The organism is Brachybacterium atlanticum, assembly GCF_025669985.1.
GTDB lineage: Bacteria > Actinomycetota > Actinomycetes > Actinomycetales > Dermabacteraceae > Brachybacterium > Brachybacterium conglomeratum.
On sequence record NZ_JAKJJW010000007.1, the window covers coordinates 60,521 to 76,463 of the forward strand.

Here is a 15,943-nt window from a genome sequence, read left to right on the forward strand (position 1 = left end):
TGGTAGCGCCCCTCGTCCTGCGATATGAGAAACGGTCTTGCTATTCGGTCAGCGGGGCGGGGTCAGGACAGCAGCGCGCGGTCGGTGATCGCCCGACCGCCGCGCCCGATCGCGACCTCGCCGGACTTCACGATCTCGCGGATCCCGAACTCCTCGAGCATGCCGAGGAGGGCGGTGAGCTTGTCCTGCGTGCCGGTCGCCTCGATCGTCACGGAGTCCGAGGCGGCGTCGACGACCTTCGCGCGGAACATCTGCACGATCTCCAGCACCGGGGTGCGGGTGGAGCTGTCGGCGGTGACCTTGATGAGGATCAGCTCGCGCTGGACCGTCTGGCGGGGGTCGAGCTGGACGATCTTGAGGACGTTGACGAGCTTGTTGAGCTGCTTGGTGATCTGCTCGAGCCGGTGCTGCTCGACGTCGACGACGACCGTGATGCGGGAGATCTCCGGATGCTCGGTGGGTCCCACCGCGAGCGAGGAGATGTTGTAGCCGCGACGGGAGAACAGGGCGGTGACGCGGGTGAGCGCACCGGGCTTGTTCTCCACCAGCACCGAGAGAGTCTGGCTGTTCGGCGACATGACGTAGTCGGGGGTACCGGTCGGGGCCTGCTGCTGGTTGGTGGTCATGCTCAGATGTCCCTCTCCCACTCGGGGCTCATGCCCTGGGCGATCTGGATCTCGTCGTTGGAGACGCCGGCCGGCACCATCGGCCACACCATCGCGTCGGCGCTGACGGTGAAGTCCACGATCACGGGGCGGTCGTTGATCTCCATCGCCTGGCGGATGGTGTCGTCGATGTCCTCGTCCCGCTCGCAGCGCAGGCCCGCGCAGCCGTAGGCGTCGGCGAGCTTGACGAAGTCGGGGATGCGGCGCGAGCCGTGGCCGGTGTTCAGCTCGGTGTTCGAGTAGCGCTGGTCGTAGAACAGGTTCTGCCACTGGCGCACCATGCCCAGCGAGCTGTTGTTGATGACGGCGACCTTGATCGGGATGTCGTTGATGACGCAGGTGGCGAGCTCCTGATTGGTCATCTGGAAGCAGCCGTCGCCGTCGATGGACCACACCGTCTTCTCCGGCATGCCCACCTTGGCGCCCATCGCCGCGGGCACCGAGTAGCCCATGGTGCCCAGGCCGCCGGAGTTGATCCAGGTGCGCGGGTTCTCGTACTGGACGAACTGGGCCGACCACATCTGGTGCTGGCCCACGCCCGCGACGTAGATCGAATCGGGCCCGGAGATCGCGCCGATGCGGGAGATGACCTTCTGCGGGGCGGTGAAGCCGTCCTCGGTCGCGGTCCAGCCCAGCGGGTAGTTCTTTCGGAGCATGTCCAGCGTGCCCCACCAGCCCTCGTAGTCCCGGGGGTCGGACTCGGCCAGGCGGGCGCGGAGCTCCTCGGTCAGGGCCTTGGCGATCTGGCCGGCCTGGCCGACGATCGGGACGTCGGCGACGAGGTTCTTCGAGATCTCGGCGGGGTCGATGTCCGCGTGGATGATCTTCGCGCCGGGCGCGAAGGAGTCCAGGCGGCCGGTGACCCGGTCGTCGAAGCGGGCGCCGATGTTGATCAGCAGGTCCGCGCGCTGCAGGGCCGAGACCGCGGCGACGGTGCCGTGCATGCCGGGCATCCCGAGGTGGCTCGGGTGGGAGTCCGGCAGGGCGCCGCGCGCCATGAGGGTGGTGGTGAAGGGGATGCCGGAGGCGTCGACGAGCTCGCGCACCTCGTCGGTGGCGCCGCCGCGCAGCACGCCGCCGCCGAGCAGGAACACCGGGCGCTTCGCCTCGAGCATGAGGCGCACCGCCTCGCGGATCTGCTTGCCGTGCGGGCGCGGCTCCGGGCGGTAGCCGGGGAGGTCCAGGGTCTCGGGCCAGACGAACTCCATCATGTCCTGCTGGGCGTCCTTGGTGACGTCCACCAGCACCGCGCCGGGCCGGCCGGTCGAGGCGATGTGGAAGGCCTGCTTGATGACCTTCGGGATCTCCGCGGCGTCCTTGACCAGGAAGTTGTGCTTGGTCACCGGCATCGTCATGCCCACGATGTCCGCCTCCTGGAAGGCGTCGGTGCCGATGAAGGAGGAGCCGACCTGGCCGGTGATCGCGACCAGCGGGATCGAGTCCATCTGGGCGTCGGCGATCGCGGTGATGAGGTTGGTGGCGCCCGGGCCGGAGGTCGCCAGGCACACGCCGACCTTGCCGGTCGCGTGGGCGTAGCCGGAGGCGGCGTGGCCGGCGCCCTGCTCGTGGCGGACCAGCACGTGCCGGAGCTTCTTGGCATCCATCAGCGGGTCGTAGGTGGGCAGGATCGCGCCGCCGGGAAGGCCGAAGACGACCTCTGCCCCGGCATGCTCGAGGGACTCGACCAGCGCCTGCGCGCCGGTCATCTGCTGTCCGGTCATCGGAACTCCTTCGTCGTCTCGGACGGTGGGCAGTGGCGGTGAGTGGAACATGCTCCCCGTCCCTCCCGTCGCGCCGTCCCGCGGGCCGGGCACGAAAAAGCCCCTCCGCCTGGGGCTCGGGGAGGGGCGCGGATGACGTCTCGAAGCGACGAGTGGGCGTCAGCCGCGCTCGGGAACTACGAGAAGAATCGTCTGCATGCACCCACCATAGGCCCCGGACCGTGGCCGGGGCCACCTGTCCGGATCGCGAGACCCTGCGGGCAGCCGGCGCATCGGCGCAGGCGCGACGCGCTTCGTCACAACGCGGTGTAAAGCCCGGAGGGACCCACCCCGACGCCCGACGAAGCGACGAAAGTCCTGCGCACGGCGTCCGGTCCTGCTTACGGTAGGGACGAGGTCACCCGCTCCAGAGAGGACCGTGCGCAGAGCCATGAACGCCACCGGCCATTCCCCCCTCGCCCCCGCCACCGGGACGCCGATGCCGCCCGGCACCCGCATCGTCGTGATCGGCGGCGGCATGACCGGGCACCGCTTCGCGGCCCGGATGCAGTCCCAGGACCCCACCGGCGACTGGACCCTCACCGTGATCGGCGAGGAGACCCAGCATCCCTACGACCGCGTGCACCTCTCGGACTGGTTCGGCCACCGCCGCGCCGAGATGCTCGCCCTGGACACCGGGGTCTGGGCCGACCCGCGGATCACGCTGGTCACGGGCGACGCCGCCGAGAGCGTGGACCGCTCCGCGCACACCGTCACCTGCGCCTCCGGCACCGTCCACGAGTACGACCGGCTCGTGCTCGCCACCGGCTCCTGGGCCTGGGCGCCCCGCGCCGAGGGCAAGGACCTGCCCGGCTCCTTCAGCTATCGCACGGTCGACGACGTCGAGTCCCTCGCCGCCTGGGTCGCCGAGCGCGGCGAGGCGCTGGGCCGCGAGGTCCGCGGCGTCGTCGTCGGCGGCGGCGTGCTCGGCCTCGAGGCCGCGGCCGCGCTGCAGGACCTCGGCGCCCGCTCCACCGTGGTCGAGTTCGCGGACCGGCTGATGGCCGTCCAGCTCGACGACGGCGGCGGCGAGATGCTGCGGCTGCTCATCCAGGACAAGGGCATCGAGGTGCGCACCGGCGTGGGCGCGACCGCCTTCCGTCCCGCCGAGGACGGCGCGATCGGCACCGCGGAGCTCACCGACGGCAGCGAGCTGCCCGCCGACGTCGTCGTCTTCTCCACCGGCATCCGCCCCCGCGACCGGATCGGCCGCGAGGCCGGCCTCGCCGTCGGCGAGCGCGGAGGCATCGTGGTGGGCGAGAGCTGCCAGACCTCCGACCCGGACATCTGGGCGATCGGCGAGTGCGCCTCCTTCGACGGGGTGTGCGCGGGCCTGATCGCCCCCGGCAACGACATGGCCGACGTGGTCGCCGACCGGTTCCTCGGCGGCACCCGCACCCACCAGCGCGGCGAGGACGGCACGAAGCTCAAGGGCGTGGGCGTTGACGCCGCCGCCTTCGGCGACGTCAACGCCATGACCCCCGACGCGCTCGAGGTGTCCTTCGTCGACCCCGTGCACCGCCAGTACCGCAAGCTCGTGATGAGCGACGACGCGACGACCCTGCTCGGCGGCGTGTTCGTCGGCGACATCGCGCTGTACTCGCAGCTGCGCCCGATGACCGGGCGGGCCCTGGGCGCCGACCCCTCCGCGGTGATCGCGCCGGAGGGCGCGGGCGATGCGCTCGCGGGCGCGGAGATGCCGGACGACGCGGTGATCTGCTCGTGCAACAACGTCTCCGCGGGCACGGTGCGCCACGCCGTGAACGAGCAGGGCTGCCACACGGTCGGCGCGATCAAGGAGTGCACCACCGCCGGCACCGTGTGCGGCTCCTGCGTCCCGTCGCTGACGAAGCTGCTGAACCAGGAGCTGGCCAAGAGCGGCATCGAGGTCTCCCGCGCGCTGTGCGAGCACTTCGACCACTCCCGCGCCGAGCTGTACAGGCTCGTCGAGGAGGGCGGCCAGGAGACCTTCACCGAGGTCGTCGCCGCGCACGGCACCGGGGCGGGTCGCGGCTGCGCGGTCTGCCGCCCCACGGTCGCCTCGATCCTGTCCTCGCTCGGCGCTCTCTCCGGTAAGCGTCACAGCCCGGTGGGCCGTCAGCTCGGCTCGCTGCAGGACACCAACGACCACGTCATGGCGAACATCCAGAAGGACGGCACCTACTCGGTGATCCCCGCGATGCCCGCCGGCGAGGTCACCCCCGAGAAGCTTCTCGTCTTCGCGCAGGTGGCGAAGGACTACGGCCTGTACGTGAAGGTCAACGGCGCCCAGCGGATCGGCATGTTCGGGGCCCGGCTCGAACAGCTGCCGAAGATCTGGGAGCGCCTGGTCGAGGCCGGCTTCGAGTCCGGCCACGCCTACGGGAAGTCGCTGCGGATGGTGAAGAGCTGCCTGGGCACCAACTGGTGCCGCTACGGCGTGGGCGACTCGACCGCGATGGCCTCGCACCTCGAACGCCGCTATCGGGGGCTGCGCTCCCCGCACAAGATCAAGATCGGCGTCTCGGGCTGTGCGCGCGAGTGCGCGGAGGCGCAGGCGAAGGACGTCGGCGTGATCGCCACGCACCGCGGCTGGAACCTGTACGTGGGCGGGAACGGCGGCGCCCAGCCCGCCCATGCGCAGCTGCTCGTCGAGGACCTCGACGACGAGACCCTGCAGCGCTGCATCGACCGCTTCCTCATCCTCTACATCCGCGAGGCGGACAAGCTCCAGCGCACCGCGCGCTGGGTCGAGGAGTACCCCGGCGGCATCGACGAGCTCCGCCGCGTGATCGTCGAGGACTCCCTCGGCATCGGCGAGGAGCTCGAGGCCGCCATGCAGCGCCACACCGACACCTACGTCGACGAGTGGGCCGAGGCGGTCAACGATCCGGAGCGGCGCGCGAAGTTCGTGTCCTTCATCAACGCCCCGGACCTGCACGACAAGACGCTGCGCTACGTGCTCGAGCGCGAGCAGGTGCGCCCGGCCCGGCCGGAGGACGCCCCGGAGACCACCTTCCCGACCCCGCTCGCGGCGAAGGAGCACGCCCTCGCCGGCGCCGACCACATCTCGCAGGAGGACCAGTGATGACCGCCCCCGCCGACGCCCTCGTGCCGATCTGCCCGCTCGGCGCGCTGACCCCGGAGCGGGGCGCCGCGGCGCTCCTTCCGGACGGCACCCAGATCGCGGTGTTCCTGCTGGACGACGGGAGCGTGCGCGCCGTGCAGCAGCACGACCCCTACTCCCGCTCGAACATCCTCTCCCGCGGCCTGGTGGGCACCCACCTGCTCACGGCCGAGGGCGAGGCGGAGGGACGGATCGTCCCCACCCTCTCCTCCCCCATGTACAAGCAGAGCTGGGATCTCGACACCGGCGCGGTGCTCGACTCCGGCGGCGGGGAGAAGCTGCCGATCGCGGTGTTCGACGTCGAGGTGCACGACGGGCACGTGCACGTCTCCGCCGCGCCGCGCCCCGGCACGGGCGGGGAGGCGTGAACGGCCTGACCGGCGCCCACCTCGAGCCCGGGGCCGTCGCCCTCGTGGGCGGCGGCCCCGGCGCCTGGGACCTGATCACGGTGCGCGGCCTGGACCTGCTGCGGCAGGCCGACGTGGTGGTCGCCGACCGGCTCGGGCCGCGCGCGCTGCTGGACGAGCTGGGGGCCGACGTCGAGGTGATCGACGTGGGCAAGCGGCCCGGCGCGCACTCCATGCGGCAGGACGACATCGGTGCGCTGCTCGTCGCGATCGCCCGTGAGGGACGGCGCGTGGTGCGGCTGAAGGGCGGGGACCCGTTCGTGCTGGGCCGCGGCGGGGAGGAGGTCCTCGCCTGTCGCGCCGCGGGCATCGACGTGCAGGTGGTGCCCGGGGTGACCTCGGCGCTGGCCGGTCCCGCGGCTGGGGACGTGCCCGTCACCCATCGCGGCACCGCCGTCGCCGTGCACGTGGTCAACGCCCACGGCGACCTGGGCCCCGCGGACCTCGCGGCGCTCGCCGATCCGGGAACCACGACCGTGCTGATGATGGGCGTGGAGTGGCTGCCGCGGCTGGTCGCCCAGGCGCTGCTGAACGGGATCGATCCCGCGACCCCGGTCGCGGTGGTGCAGGAGGCGACCCTGCCGGGCCAGCGCCAGGTGCGCGGCACCCTCGCGGACATCGAGCAGGTCGCCTGGGAGGCGGGCATCGGGCACCCGGCCGTGATCGTGGTGGGCCGGACTGCGGCGGAGGGTTTCCTCCGCCCGGAGCAGTCGGCCGCCGCGGCGGAGGCCCCGGAGTACGGCTCGGGCCGTGAGGCCGTCGAACTGCCGGAGCACGGGCCCGCTCCCGACCGCTCCCCCGCCCCGGTGCTGATCGGCTGCTCCCACGGCACCCGCTCGCGGGAGGGGCGGGACGTGCTGCGCGCCCTGCTGCGCCGGATCGCGGCGCAGGCGCCGGGCGCGGTGCGGGAGGCGTTCGTGGACGTGCAGTCCCCGGACGTGGCCGCGGTGGTCTCCGCCCATGCCCGGCCCGCCGAGGCCCGCACCCGGGAGGGCGAAGCGGTCGAGGCGGTCGTGGTGCCGCTGCTGCTCTCCCTCGGGTATCACGTCAAGGACGACATCGGCGGGGCGGTCGCCGGTCGTGCTGCGGCCGCCGCCGCGCCGCTCGGCCCGGACCCGCGGCTCGCGGAGGTGATGGCGCAGCGCCTCGCCGAGGCGGGCCTGCGCGAAGGCGACGCGGTGGTGATGGCGGGCTCCGGCACGCGGGATCCCGAGGGCGTCGCGCAGGTCGAGGAGATGGCGCGTCTGCTCTCCGAGCGGCTCGGCCGGGAGGTGAGCACCGGCTACGCGTATGCCGCGACGCCGACGGTCGTGGACGCCGTCGCCGCGGCGCGGGAGGGCCTCGCCGACGGTGCGCGGGTGGTGGTGGCGAGCTATGTGCTCGCCCCCGGCCATTTCCACGACCTGGTCGGCGCCTCGGGGGCCGACGTGGTCACCGCCCCTCTCGGCGATCATCCGCTCGTCGCCGAGATCGCGCTGGAGCGCTACGAGGCCGCGCTCGGGGCGTGACCCGTCCCGGCACGAGGAACGGCCGTCGGCCCCGGAAGGGGGCGACGGCCGTTCTCGTCGGGTGCGGGTGCTGCTCTCAGTCGAGCGGGCGACGGGTCGCGCCGTAGGTCGCCGAGCGGGCGAGGTGGGCGTAGACCTTCAAGGCCTGGGAGACCTTGCGGTCGCGGTTCTCCGGCCGCCAGGGCAGGGCACCCTTGTTCTCACGGCGGCGGGCCAGCTCGTCCTCGGGCACGTCGAGCTCGAGCAGGCGCTTGTCGACGTCGATGATGATCCTGTCGCCGTCCTCGATGAGGCCGATCAGCCCGCCCTCGGCCGCCTCCGGGGAGATGTGGCCGATGGAGACGCCGCTGGTGCCGCCGGAGAAGCGGCCGTCGGTGATCAGCGCGCAGGTCTTCCCGAGGCCCCGTCCCTTGAGGAAGGAGGTGGGGTAGAGCATCTCCTGCATTCCGGGGCCGCCCTTGGGGCCCTCGTAGCGGATGACCACCACGTCGCCGGCCTTCACGGTCTTGTCCAGGATCTTCTGGACCGCCTCCTCCTGGGAGTCGCAGACCACCGCGGTGCCCTCGAAGTGGAAGAGGTCCTCGGTGACGCCGGCGGTCTTGAACACGGCGCCGTCGCGGGCGAGGTTGCCCTTGAGCACGGCGAGGCCGCCGTCCTTGGTGTGGGCGTGGGGGACGGCGCGGACCACGCCGTTCTCGCCGTCGAGGTCGAGCTCGTCCCAGGTGTTCGTGGTGGAGAAGGCCTGGGTGGTGCGCACGCCGCCGGGGGCGGCGTGGAAGAGGGCCTCGGCCTTCTTCGAGGCCTTGCCGCCGCGCACGTCCCACTCGGTCAGCCAGCTGGTGAGGTCCGGGGAGTGGACGGTATGGACGGTGTGGTCCAGCAGCCCGGCACGGTCCAGCTCGCCGAGGATCGCGGGGATGCCGCCGGCGCGGTGGACGTCCTCGACGTGGGCGGTGCCGTTGGGGGCGACCTTCGACAGCGTCGGCACGGAGCGGGAGATGCGGTCGATGTCGTCGAGGCCGAAGTCGACGCCGGCCTCGATCGCGACGGCGAGGATGTGCAGGATCGTGTTGGTCGAGCCGCCCATCGCCACGTCCATGGCCATCGCGTTGGAGAACGCGGCCTTGGTCGCGATCGAGCGGGGCAGGACCGACTCGTCGTCCTCCTCGTAGTAGCGCGTGGCGAGCTCGACGATCTTCCGCCCCGCCTCGAGGAAGAGCTCCTTGCGGAAGGCGTGGGTGGCGAGGGTGGTGCCGTTGCCGGGCAGGGACAGGCCCAGCACCTCGGTGAGGCAGTTCATCGAGTTCGCGGTGAACATGCCTGAGCAGGAGCCGCAGGTGGGGCAGGCGTTCTCCTCCACCTCGGCGAGCTGCGCGTCGGTGATCGAGTCGTTCGCGGACAGCGACATCGCATCGACCAGGTCGATCCGGTTCTCGGTGACGCCCTCGACGGGCTTGCCGGACTCGGAGGGGCCGCCGGAGACGAAGATGACCGGGATGTTCAGGCGCATCGCGGCCATGAGGTGGCCGGGGGTGATCTTGTCGCAGTTCGAGATGCACACCAGCGCGTCGGCGGTGTGGGCGTTGACCATGTACTCGATCGAGTCGGCGATGAGGTCTCGGCTGGGCAGCGAGTAGAGCATGCCGCCGTGGCCCATGGCGATGCCGTCGTCGACGGCGATGGTGTTGAACTCCTTGGAGACGCCGCCGGCCTCCTCGACCGCGCTCGCGACCAGGTCACCCATGTTCTTGAGGTGGACGTGGCCGGGGACGAACTGCGTGTACGAGTTCGCGATCGCGATGATCGGCTTGCCGAAGTCGCCGCTCTTCATGCCGGTGGCGCGCCAGAGGGCGCGGGCGCCTGCCATGTTGCGGCCGTGGGTCGAGGTGCGGGAACGGAGCTGAGCCATGCCCGTCATGCTACGCCGCCATTCGAGATGGCGGTGTCACCATCCGGACGCCGGACGGGGATCACACTGGTCACCGCTCAGACGATCGCCCCCACCCTCGCGACGGGGTTGCCCATCCTCCCGGCGTACAGCAGCGAGGAGGCCTGGTCGCCGAGATCCACCATCTGCAGGGTGTTGCGCAGCTGGAGACGGTTCAGGCAGGAGTGGGCGAAGGAGCCGGCGCGGAGGTCCACATCGCCGGCGAGGCCTCGGGCGAGGCCGGGGTGGTCGGCCTCGTACTCGTCGAGCACGCTCGCGACCTGGCCCCAGAACCGGTCGGCGGGAAGGATCCCGTCGGTGTCGAGGATCCCGGCGAGGTGGCGCAGCACCCCGTCGAAGACGTCGGTGAAGATCGACAGCGACTTCTCCTCCCCCGGCACCACGGCCCGCACCCGCTCCATGCCCTCCGGCAGGGCACGGCGGCCCACCACCGCCATCTCCTCGCCGATGTCCTTGTAGAACGCGCCGATCACCTGCTGCTCCCGCACGCGCAGGATGAGGTTCTCTCCGCGGGACATCACCACCACGTCGTGGGCGAGCAGCAGGTGGACCAGCGGTCGGAGATAGGCGCGCAGGTATCCGGCGAGCCACTGCTCGGGCGGCAGGCCGGAGGCGCGCTGCATCGCCGCGGCGACGGAGCGGCCCTCGTGGTCGCGGTGCAGGAGCGCCGCCATGGTGAAGACCCGCTCCCCCGGTGCGAGCTGCGCGACCGGGTTCTCGCGCCAGAGCGCGGCGAGCATCTTGCGGTGCGGGTTCGTGGTGCGGGTGCGGTGGTAGGCGTCGCCCGTGTACCCGATCGCGGCGCGCTCGCGCAGCACGCGGAAGCCGTGGTCCGAGAGCTCCGCATCGCCGGCCTCCTGGGGCGCGGGCCATCCGGACCTGCGCAGTAAGGGCTGCCTACCCTGAATACGCAAGGCGGAGTGTTCGCAAACCCGGACGCGGTCCGGATGAGAAGCGCCACGATGTCGCCGGATCGGGCAAAAGCCGTGGACACAGGCACGCGAAGGTGCCGCCCCGGGGGCTCCGCGATGGACAGATGTCCGTCACCCGTGCTCATGACGAGGGGCCGTCCCGGTGCGCCCGGAACGGCCCCTGTCATGCACGGCGAGCCAGGTTTCAGGCCCCGGCCGGGCTGCGCTCCGCCTGCGGGTCGCCATCCCCCTCGGGATCCTGAGCCCAGTCGTCGTAGTCCGTCTCCCCCATCGGCGAGGCGAGGTCCTCGTCGTGATGGTCGGCGCGGACGGGGAAGTCGGGGTCCTCGGCGAGCTGGCGGTGGAGGTCGGCCAGGCGCAGCTCCTCGGTCAGGGTGCGATGCTCCTCGGCGGCGACCTGCTCCGCCGTGGGCTCGTGGGAGCCCATGCCCACCTGGAGGTCCGACTCGACCTCGGAGAGGGCGCCGACGCTCACTCGGTAGCGGTGGCGCAGGATCTCCAGGCGCAGCACACGGGCGAGGAAGTAGGTGCCCAGCAGGTTCGGGACCGACATGAGGAAGAACATCGCGTCGGAGAAGGCGATCACGGAGTCCAGCGAGATCGCGGCGCCGACGATCACGGCGAGCACCCAGGCGATGCGGAAGGCGTTCTGCACCAGCGCGGAGCTGCCGAAGAGGAACTTGGCGCTGAGCTCGCCGTAGTAGGCGTAGGCCAGGACGGTCGAGAAGCCGAACAGGGCGACGGCGACGGTGAGGAGGTAGGGGAACCAGCCCGCGACGGTGCCGAAGGCGGCCGCGGTCAGCGCCACGCCGTCCTCCCCGCCGCGCTGGTAGACACCGGTGATGACGACCGCGATGGCGGTCAGCATGCACACACCGATGGAGTCGACCAGCGGCTCCCACAGGGCGGTGAAGCCCTCGGTGGCGGGCTCCTTCGTCTTCGAGGCGCTGTGGGCCATTGCCGCGGAGCCGACGCCCGCGGCGTTGGAGAACAGCGCGCGCTGGATGCCGATGACGGCCACGCCGATGATGCCGCCGGTGACACCGTCGGCCGTGAAGGCGCTGGTGAAGATCGTGGCGACCGCCGCGGGCAGCGCCTCGATGTTCACCAGGATGATGGTGAGCGCGCAGAGCACGTAGAGCACGGCCATCGCGGGGGTGATCGCGGAGGTCCAGCGGGCGATCTTCGTGACGCCGCCGAGGATCACGATCGCGGTGAGCGCGGCCATGACCGCGCCGATCAGCCACTGGTTGCCCGCGAGGAACTCGCTGCCGGTCGAGGAGGCGACGATCGCGGCGACCTGGTTGGACTGGAAGAGGTTGCCCGCGCCGAACACGCCGACGAGGGCGAAGATCGCGTACAGCACCGAGAGCACGCGGCCCAGGCGCCTGCGGCCGATCTGCGCGAGGCCGTCGCGCAGGTAGTACATGGGTCCGCCCTCGGTGGTGCCGTCGGCGTTGACCTTGCGGTACATGACGCCGAGGGTCGCCTCGGCCATCTTCACGCTCATGGCGAAGAACCCGAAGATCGCGATCCAGAGCGCCGCGCCGGGGCCGCCGGCCGCGATCGCGACCGCGACGCCGGCGATGTTTCCGAGCCCGACGGTGCCGGAGAGCTCGGTGGCGAGCGCCTGGAAGCTGGAGACCTCACCAGGATCGGTCTTGGCGGTGTACCGGCCGCGGATCACCTGGATCGAGTGCTTGAGCCCGGTGATCGGCTGGAAGCGCAGCCAGACGGTCAGGAAGATCGCAGCGGCCATGAGCCACACGACGATGATCGGCACGCCGCCGAATATCGGCGCCTCGTAGAACACGACGGCGCTGAGCAAGGCGGCGATGGGGCCGAAGATCGTCTCGACGGCCGCGTCTATTCCAGGCATCTGGGGGCTCTCCTTCGGCGGGGATCCGCCGGGTCGGGTACTCGGGGCCCGCAGGGCGCCGGTCACCGAGCAGGGAGGCGGCACAGCGGACGACGAATGACTGTACCCAGGGGTAACCTGCGCGCTCCGCCGCACGCCGCGCACCTCCCACTGAGCGGAACCTGTGCATGACATGGGCTTTCGCTCGTCACCTCGGCGTGCTTGTCCGACAATCCGGCTCGCAGATTCTTTACCCGTTCTTGACCTGCCCCGTGGAGACACTCACATCAGGGCGGCGGCGCGAAGGTCCGCAGCGCGGCGGCGGTCCGCGTCCGCGCGGACGCCCTCGGGCCATGCGCAGAGAGGACGGGCCGCCCCTGTGCGGGGCGGCCCGTCCTTCGTGCGCTGTGCGGCGAGGGCTCAGCTGACGCCGAGCTTCTCCATGATGATCTCGCGGACGCGGCCGGCGTCGGCCTGGCCTCGAGTGGCCTTCATGATCGGGCCGATCAGGGCGCCGATCGCCTGGACCTTGCCGCCCTGGATCTTCGCGACCACGTCGGGGTTGTCGGCGATCGCCTGGTCCACGGCGGTGGTGAGCACGGAGTCGTCGGAGACGACGGCCAGGCCCTCGGACTCGACGATCGCGGCGGGGTCGCCGTTGCCCTCGAGGACCTTCACCAGCACCTGCTTGGCGATCTTGTCGTTGATCTTCTTCGCGTCGACCAGGCCCTGAAGCTCGGCGACCTGCGCGGGGGTGATCGTGAGCGCCTCGATCTCGACGTCGCGGTCCTTCGCCACGCGGGCGAGCTCGCCCATCCACCACTTGCGGGCGGACTGGGCGGAGGCGCCGGCGGTGACCGTCTGCTCGATGAGGTCCAGGGCACCGGCGTTGATCACGTCGCGCATCTCGAGGTCGGTGAAGCCCCACTCCCCCAGCAGGCGGCGCCGGCGGGCGGCGGGCAGCTCGGGCAGCGCGGCGCGGATCTCCTCGACCCACTCGCGGCTCGGCGCGACGGGCACCAGGTCCGGCTCGGGGAAGTAGCGGTAGTCCTCCGCGTCGGACTTCGGGCGGCCCGAGGAGGTGCCGCCGGTGTCCTCGTGGAAGTGGCGGGTCTCCTGGACGATCGACTCGCCGGCGTCGAGCAGCCCGGCCTGACGGGAGATCTCGAAGCGCACGGTCCGCTCGATGGAGCGGAAGGAGTTGACGTTCTTGGTCTCGGTGCGGGTGCCGAGCGGGGCGCTCGCATCCTTGCGCAGCGAGACGTTGACATCGGCGCGGACGTTGCCGCGCTCCATCCGCGCCTCGGAGACGTCCAGGGCCCGGAAGATGTCGCGCAGGGTGCGGACGTACGCGGCGGCGACCTCGGGGGCGCGGCCCTTGGTGTCCGGGATCGGCTTGGTGACGATCTCGACCAGCGGCACGCCGGCGCGGTTGTAGTCCACCTGGGAGTGGGTCGCGCCGTGGATGCGGCCGGTCGCGCCGCCGACGTGGGTGTTCTTGCCCGCGTCCTCCTCCATGTGGGCGCGCTCGATCTCGACGCGCACGATCTCCCCGTCCTCGAGCTCGACGTCGACCCAGCCGTCGAAGGCGATGGGCTCGTCGTACTGCGAGGTCTGGAAGTTCTTGGTGAGGTCCGGGTAGAAGTACTGCTTGCGCGCGAAGCGGCAGGTCTCGGCGATGGAGCAGTTCAGCGCCAGGCCGATCCGGATCGCGTACTCCACGGCCTTCGCGTTCACGACCGGCAGCGAGCCGGGCAGGCCCAGCGAGGTGGGGGTGATCGCGGTGTTCGGCTCGGCGGCGAAGATGTTCGGCGCGCCGTCGAACATCTTGGTCGCGGTGCCCAGCTCGACATGGACCTCGATGCCGAGGACCGGGTCGTAGCGGTCGATCGCCTCGTCGAAGTCGACGGGGCTGATGTCGGTGGTGGTCATCGGGCTGCGCCTCCTGCGAGCTCGGGAGCCTTGGCCAGCAGCGGTCCGCCCCAGGAGTCCTCGAGCAGCGCCTCGAGGGCGCCTCCCACCTGGTACAGGCGCTCGTCGGCGCGGGCCGGGGCGAGGAACTGGATGCCGGCGGGCAGGCCGTCCTCGGCGAGACCCGAGGGCAGGGAGATGCCCGGGGTGCCTGCGAGGTTGGCGGGGATGGTGGCGATGTCGTTCATGTACATCGCGGTGGGGTCGTCGATCTTCTCGCCGAGGCGGAAGGCGACGGTGGGCGCGGTCGGCGAGGCGAGCACGTCGACCTTCTCGAAGGCGGCGGCGAAGTCGCGCTGTACGAGGGTGCGGACCTTCTGGGCGCTGCCGTAGTAGGCGTCGTAGTAGCCGGCCGAGAGGGCATAGGTGCCCAGCAGGATGCGGCGCTTGACCTCGTCGCCGAAGCCGGCGCCGCGGGTCGCCTTCATGACGTTCTCCGCAGTGGGGTGGTCCTCGGGGATCACCCGCAGGCCGAAGCGCATGCCGTCGAACTTGGCGAGGTTCGAGGAGGCCTCCGAGGGCATGATCAGGTAGTAGGCGCCGAGCGCGTACTCGAAGTTCGGGCAGGAGACCCGGACGATCTCGGCGCCGGCGCGCTCGAGCTGGTCGAGGGACTCGGTGAAGCGGGCCCGGACCTCAGGCGCGAAGCCCTCGCCCTCGAGCTCCTCGATCACGCCGATGCGCAGGCCCTTCACGTCGCGCTTGCGGGCCGCCTCGGCGTAGGCGCCGACGGGGTCCAGCAGCGAGGTGGAGTCGCGCAGGTCGTGCCCGGCGATCAGCTCGTGCAGCAGCGCCGAGTCCTCGACGGTGCGGGTGACGGGCCCGGCCTGGTCCAGGGAGCTGGCCATGGCGATCAGGCCGTAGCGGGAGACGGAGCCGTAGGTGGGCTTGACGCCCACGGTGCCGGTGACGGCGCCGGGCTGGCGGATCGAGCCGCCGGTGTCTGTGCCGATCGCGAGCGGGGCCTCGTAGGCGCCGACGGCGGCGGCGGACCCGCCGCCGGAGCCGCCGGGGATGCGGTCCGGGTCCCAGGGGTTGCGGGTGGGGCCGTAGGCGCTGGTCTCGGTGGATGAGCCCATCGCGAACTCGTCCATGTTGGTCTTGCCGAGGATCGGCAGGCCCGCGGCGCGGAGCTTCTCGACGAGGGTCGCGTCGTACGGCGGGACCCAGCCCTCGAGGATCTTGGAGCCGGCGGTGGTGGGCTGGCCCTTGGTGACCAGGACGTCCTTGACGGCGATCGGCACGCCCGCGAGGGGGTGCAGCTCCTCGCCGGCCTCGCGGCGGGAGTCGACCTCGCGCGCGGTGGCCAGGGCCTCCTCCTCGTTGACGTGGAGGAAGGCGTTCAGGTCGCCGTCGACGGCCGCGATGCGGTCGAGGTGGGCGCGGGTGAGCTCCTCGGAGGAGGTCTCACGGGCCTGCAGCGCGGCGGCCTGGGCGGCGGCGCTGCGGCGGATCATGTCGGGGGAAAGCATCGGTCTCCTCACACTCGTCATTCTTCGCCCAGGATCTGCGGGACGGCGAAGCGGCCGTCCTGCGCATCGGGGGCGCCGGCCAGCGCCTCCTCCTGCGTGAGGGTCTCGGTCACGACGTCCTCGCGGAAGACGTTCGTCATGGCAATGGGGTGGGAGGTCGCGGGGACGTCCTCGGAGGCGACCTCGGAGACGGAGGCGACAGCGTCCATGATGGAGTCGAACTCACCGGCGAAGCGGGTGATCTCCTCCTCGGTGAGCTGGATCCGTGCGAGGTCGGCGAGGCGTGCGACGTCATCTCGTCCGATCGAAGGCATGG

11 protein-coding genes are annotated in these 15,943 nt (G+C 71.4%); 3 read left to right on the plus strand and 8 right to left on the minus strand.

Annotated elements, in window-relative coordinates; translation table 11 throughout:
• Positions 1–62: 62 nt before the first annotated feature.
• Both ilvN and L3K22_RS05205 read right to left on the minus strand, forming a co-directional pair.
• Entirely contained in the window at positions 63–578 is a 516-nt protein-coding gene (gene ilvN, locus L3K22_RS05200; protein WP_029360997.1) for an acetolactate synthase small subunit, read from the minus strand.
• 50 nt (positions 579–628) lie between these two features.
• Positions 629–2,386, minus strand: a complete 1,758-nt coding sequence (locus L3K22_RS05205) for an acetolactate synthase large subunit (RefSeq protein ID WP_263310465.1) — start codon at positions 2,384–2,386, stop codon at positions 629–631.
• A 430-nt stretch (positions 2,387–2,816) separates the two neighbouring features.
• Here L3K22_RS05205 and nirB point away from each other — a divergent pair, with 430 nt between their 5' ends.
• Genes nirB through cobA form a run of 3 tightly spaced genes read left to right on the plus strand, consistent with a single transcriptional unit; the run spans position 2,817 to position 7,446 of the window.
• Positions 2,817–5,492: a nitrite reductase large subunit NirB gene (nirB, locus tag L3K22_RS05210; protein ID WP_263310466.1), complete on the plus strand. Its 2,676-nt coding sequence runs from the start codon at positions 2,817–2,819 to the stop codon at positions 5,490–5,492.
• Positions 5,492–5,899 carry a nitrite reductase (NAD(P)H) small subunit gene (locus tag L3K22_RS05215; RefSeq protein ID WP_263310467.1) on the plus strand — a complete coding sequence of 136 codons (408 nt, stop codon included), beginning with the start codon at positions 5,492–5,494 and terminating at the stop codon, positions 5,897–5,899. The genes nirB and L3K22_RS05215 overlap by 1 nt, the downstream gene beginning before the upstream one ends.
• Positions 5,896–7,446 carry a uroporphyrinogen-III C-methyltransferase gene (gene cobA, locus L3K22_RS05220; RefSeq protein ID WP_263310468.1) on the plus strand — a complete coding sequence of 517 codons (1,551 nt, stop codon included), beginning with the start codon at positions 5,896–5,898 and terminating at the stop codon, positions 7,444–7,446. The genes L3K22_RS05215 and cobA overlap by 4 nt, the downstream gene beginning before the upstream one ends.
• A gap of 76 nt (positions 7,447–7,522) precedes the next feature.
• Here cobA and ilvD read toward each other — a convergent pair whose 3' ends face one another.
• From ilvD to gatC, 6 genes are all read right to left on the minus strand, one after another.
• Positions 7,523–9,355, minus strand: a complete 1,833-nt coding sequence (ilvD, locus tag L3K22_RS05225; RefSeq protein ID WP_263310469.1) for a dihydroxy-acid dehydratase — start codon at positions 9,353–9,355, stop codon at positions 7,523–7,525.
• Between the two features lie 77 nt (positions 9,356–9,432).
• Positions 9,433–10,308 (minus strand): IucA/IucC family protein, encoded by an 876-nt coding sequence (locus L3K22_RS05230; RefSeq protein WP_308445905.1) that lies wholly within the window; start codon positions 10,306–10,308, stop codon positions 9,433–9,435.
• Between the two features lie 202 nt (positions 10,309–10,510).
• On the minus strand, positions 10,511–12,205 hold the full coding sequence (locus tag L3K22_RS05235; protein ID WP_263310470.1) for an alanine/glycine:cation symporter family protein: 1,695 nt from the start codon (positions 12,203–12,205) through the stop codon (positions 10,511–10,513).
• A gap of 399 nt (positions 12,206–12,604) precedes the next feature.
• Complete coding sequence (gene gatB, locus L3K22_RS05240; RefSeq protein WP_263310471.1) at positions 12,605–14,116, minus strand: Asp-tRNA(Asn)/Glu-tRNA(Gln) amidotransferase subunit GatB; 1,512 nt, start codon at positions 14,114–14,116, stop codon at positions 12,605–12,607.
• On the minus strand, positions 14,113–15,627 hold the full coding sequence (gatA, locus tag L3K22_RS05245) for an Asp-tRNA(Asn)/Glu-tRNA(Gln) amidotransferase subunit GatA (RefSeq protein ID WP_263310472.1): 1,515 nt from the start codon (positions 15,625–15,627) through the stop codon (positions 14,113–14,115). Before gatA ends, gatB begins: the two co-directional genes overlap by 4 nt.
• 17 nt (positions 15,628–15,644) lie before the next feature.
• Positions 15,645–15,941, minus strand: coding sequence for an Asp-tRNA(Asn)/Glu-tRNA(Gln) amidotransferase subunit GatC (gene gatC / locus L3K22_RS05250; RefSeq protein WP_053916864.1), 297 nt, complete (start codon positions 15,939–15,941; stop codon positions 15,645–15,647).
• Positions 15,942–15,943 lie beyond the last annotated feature (2 nt).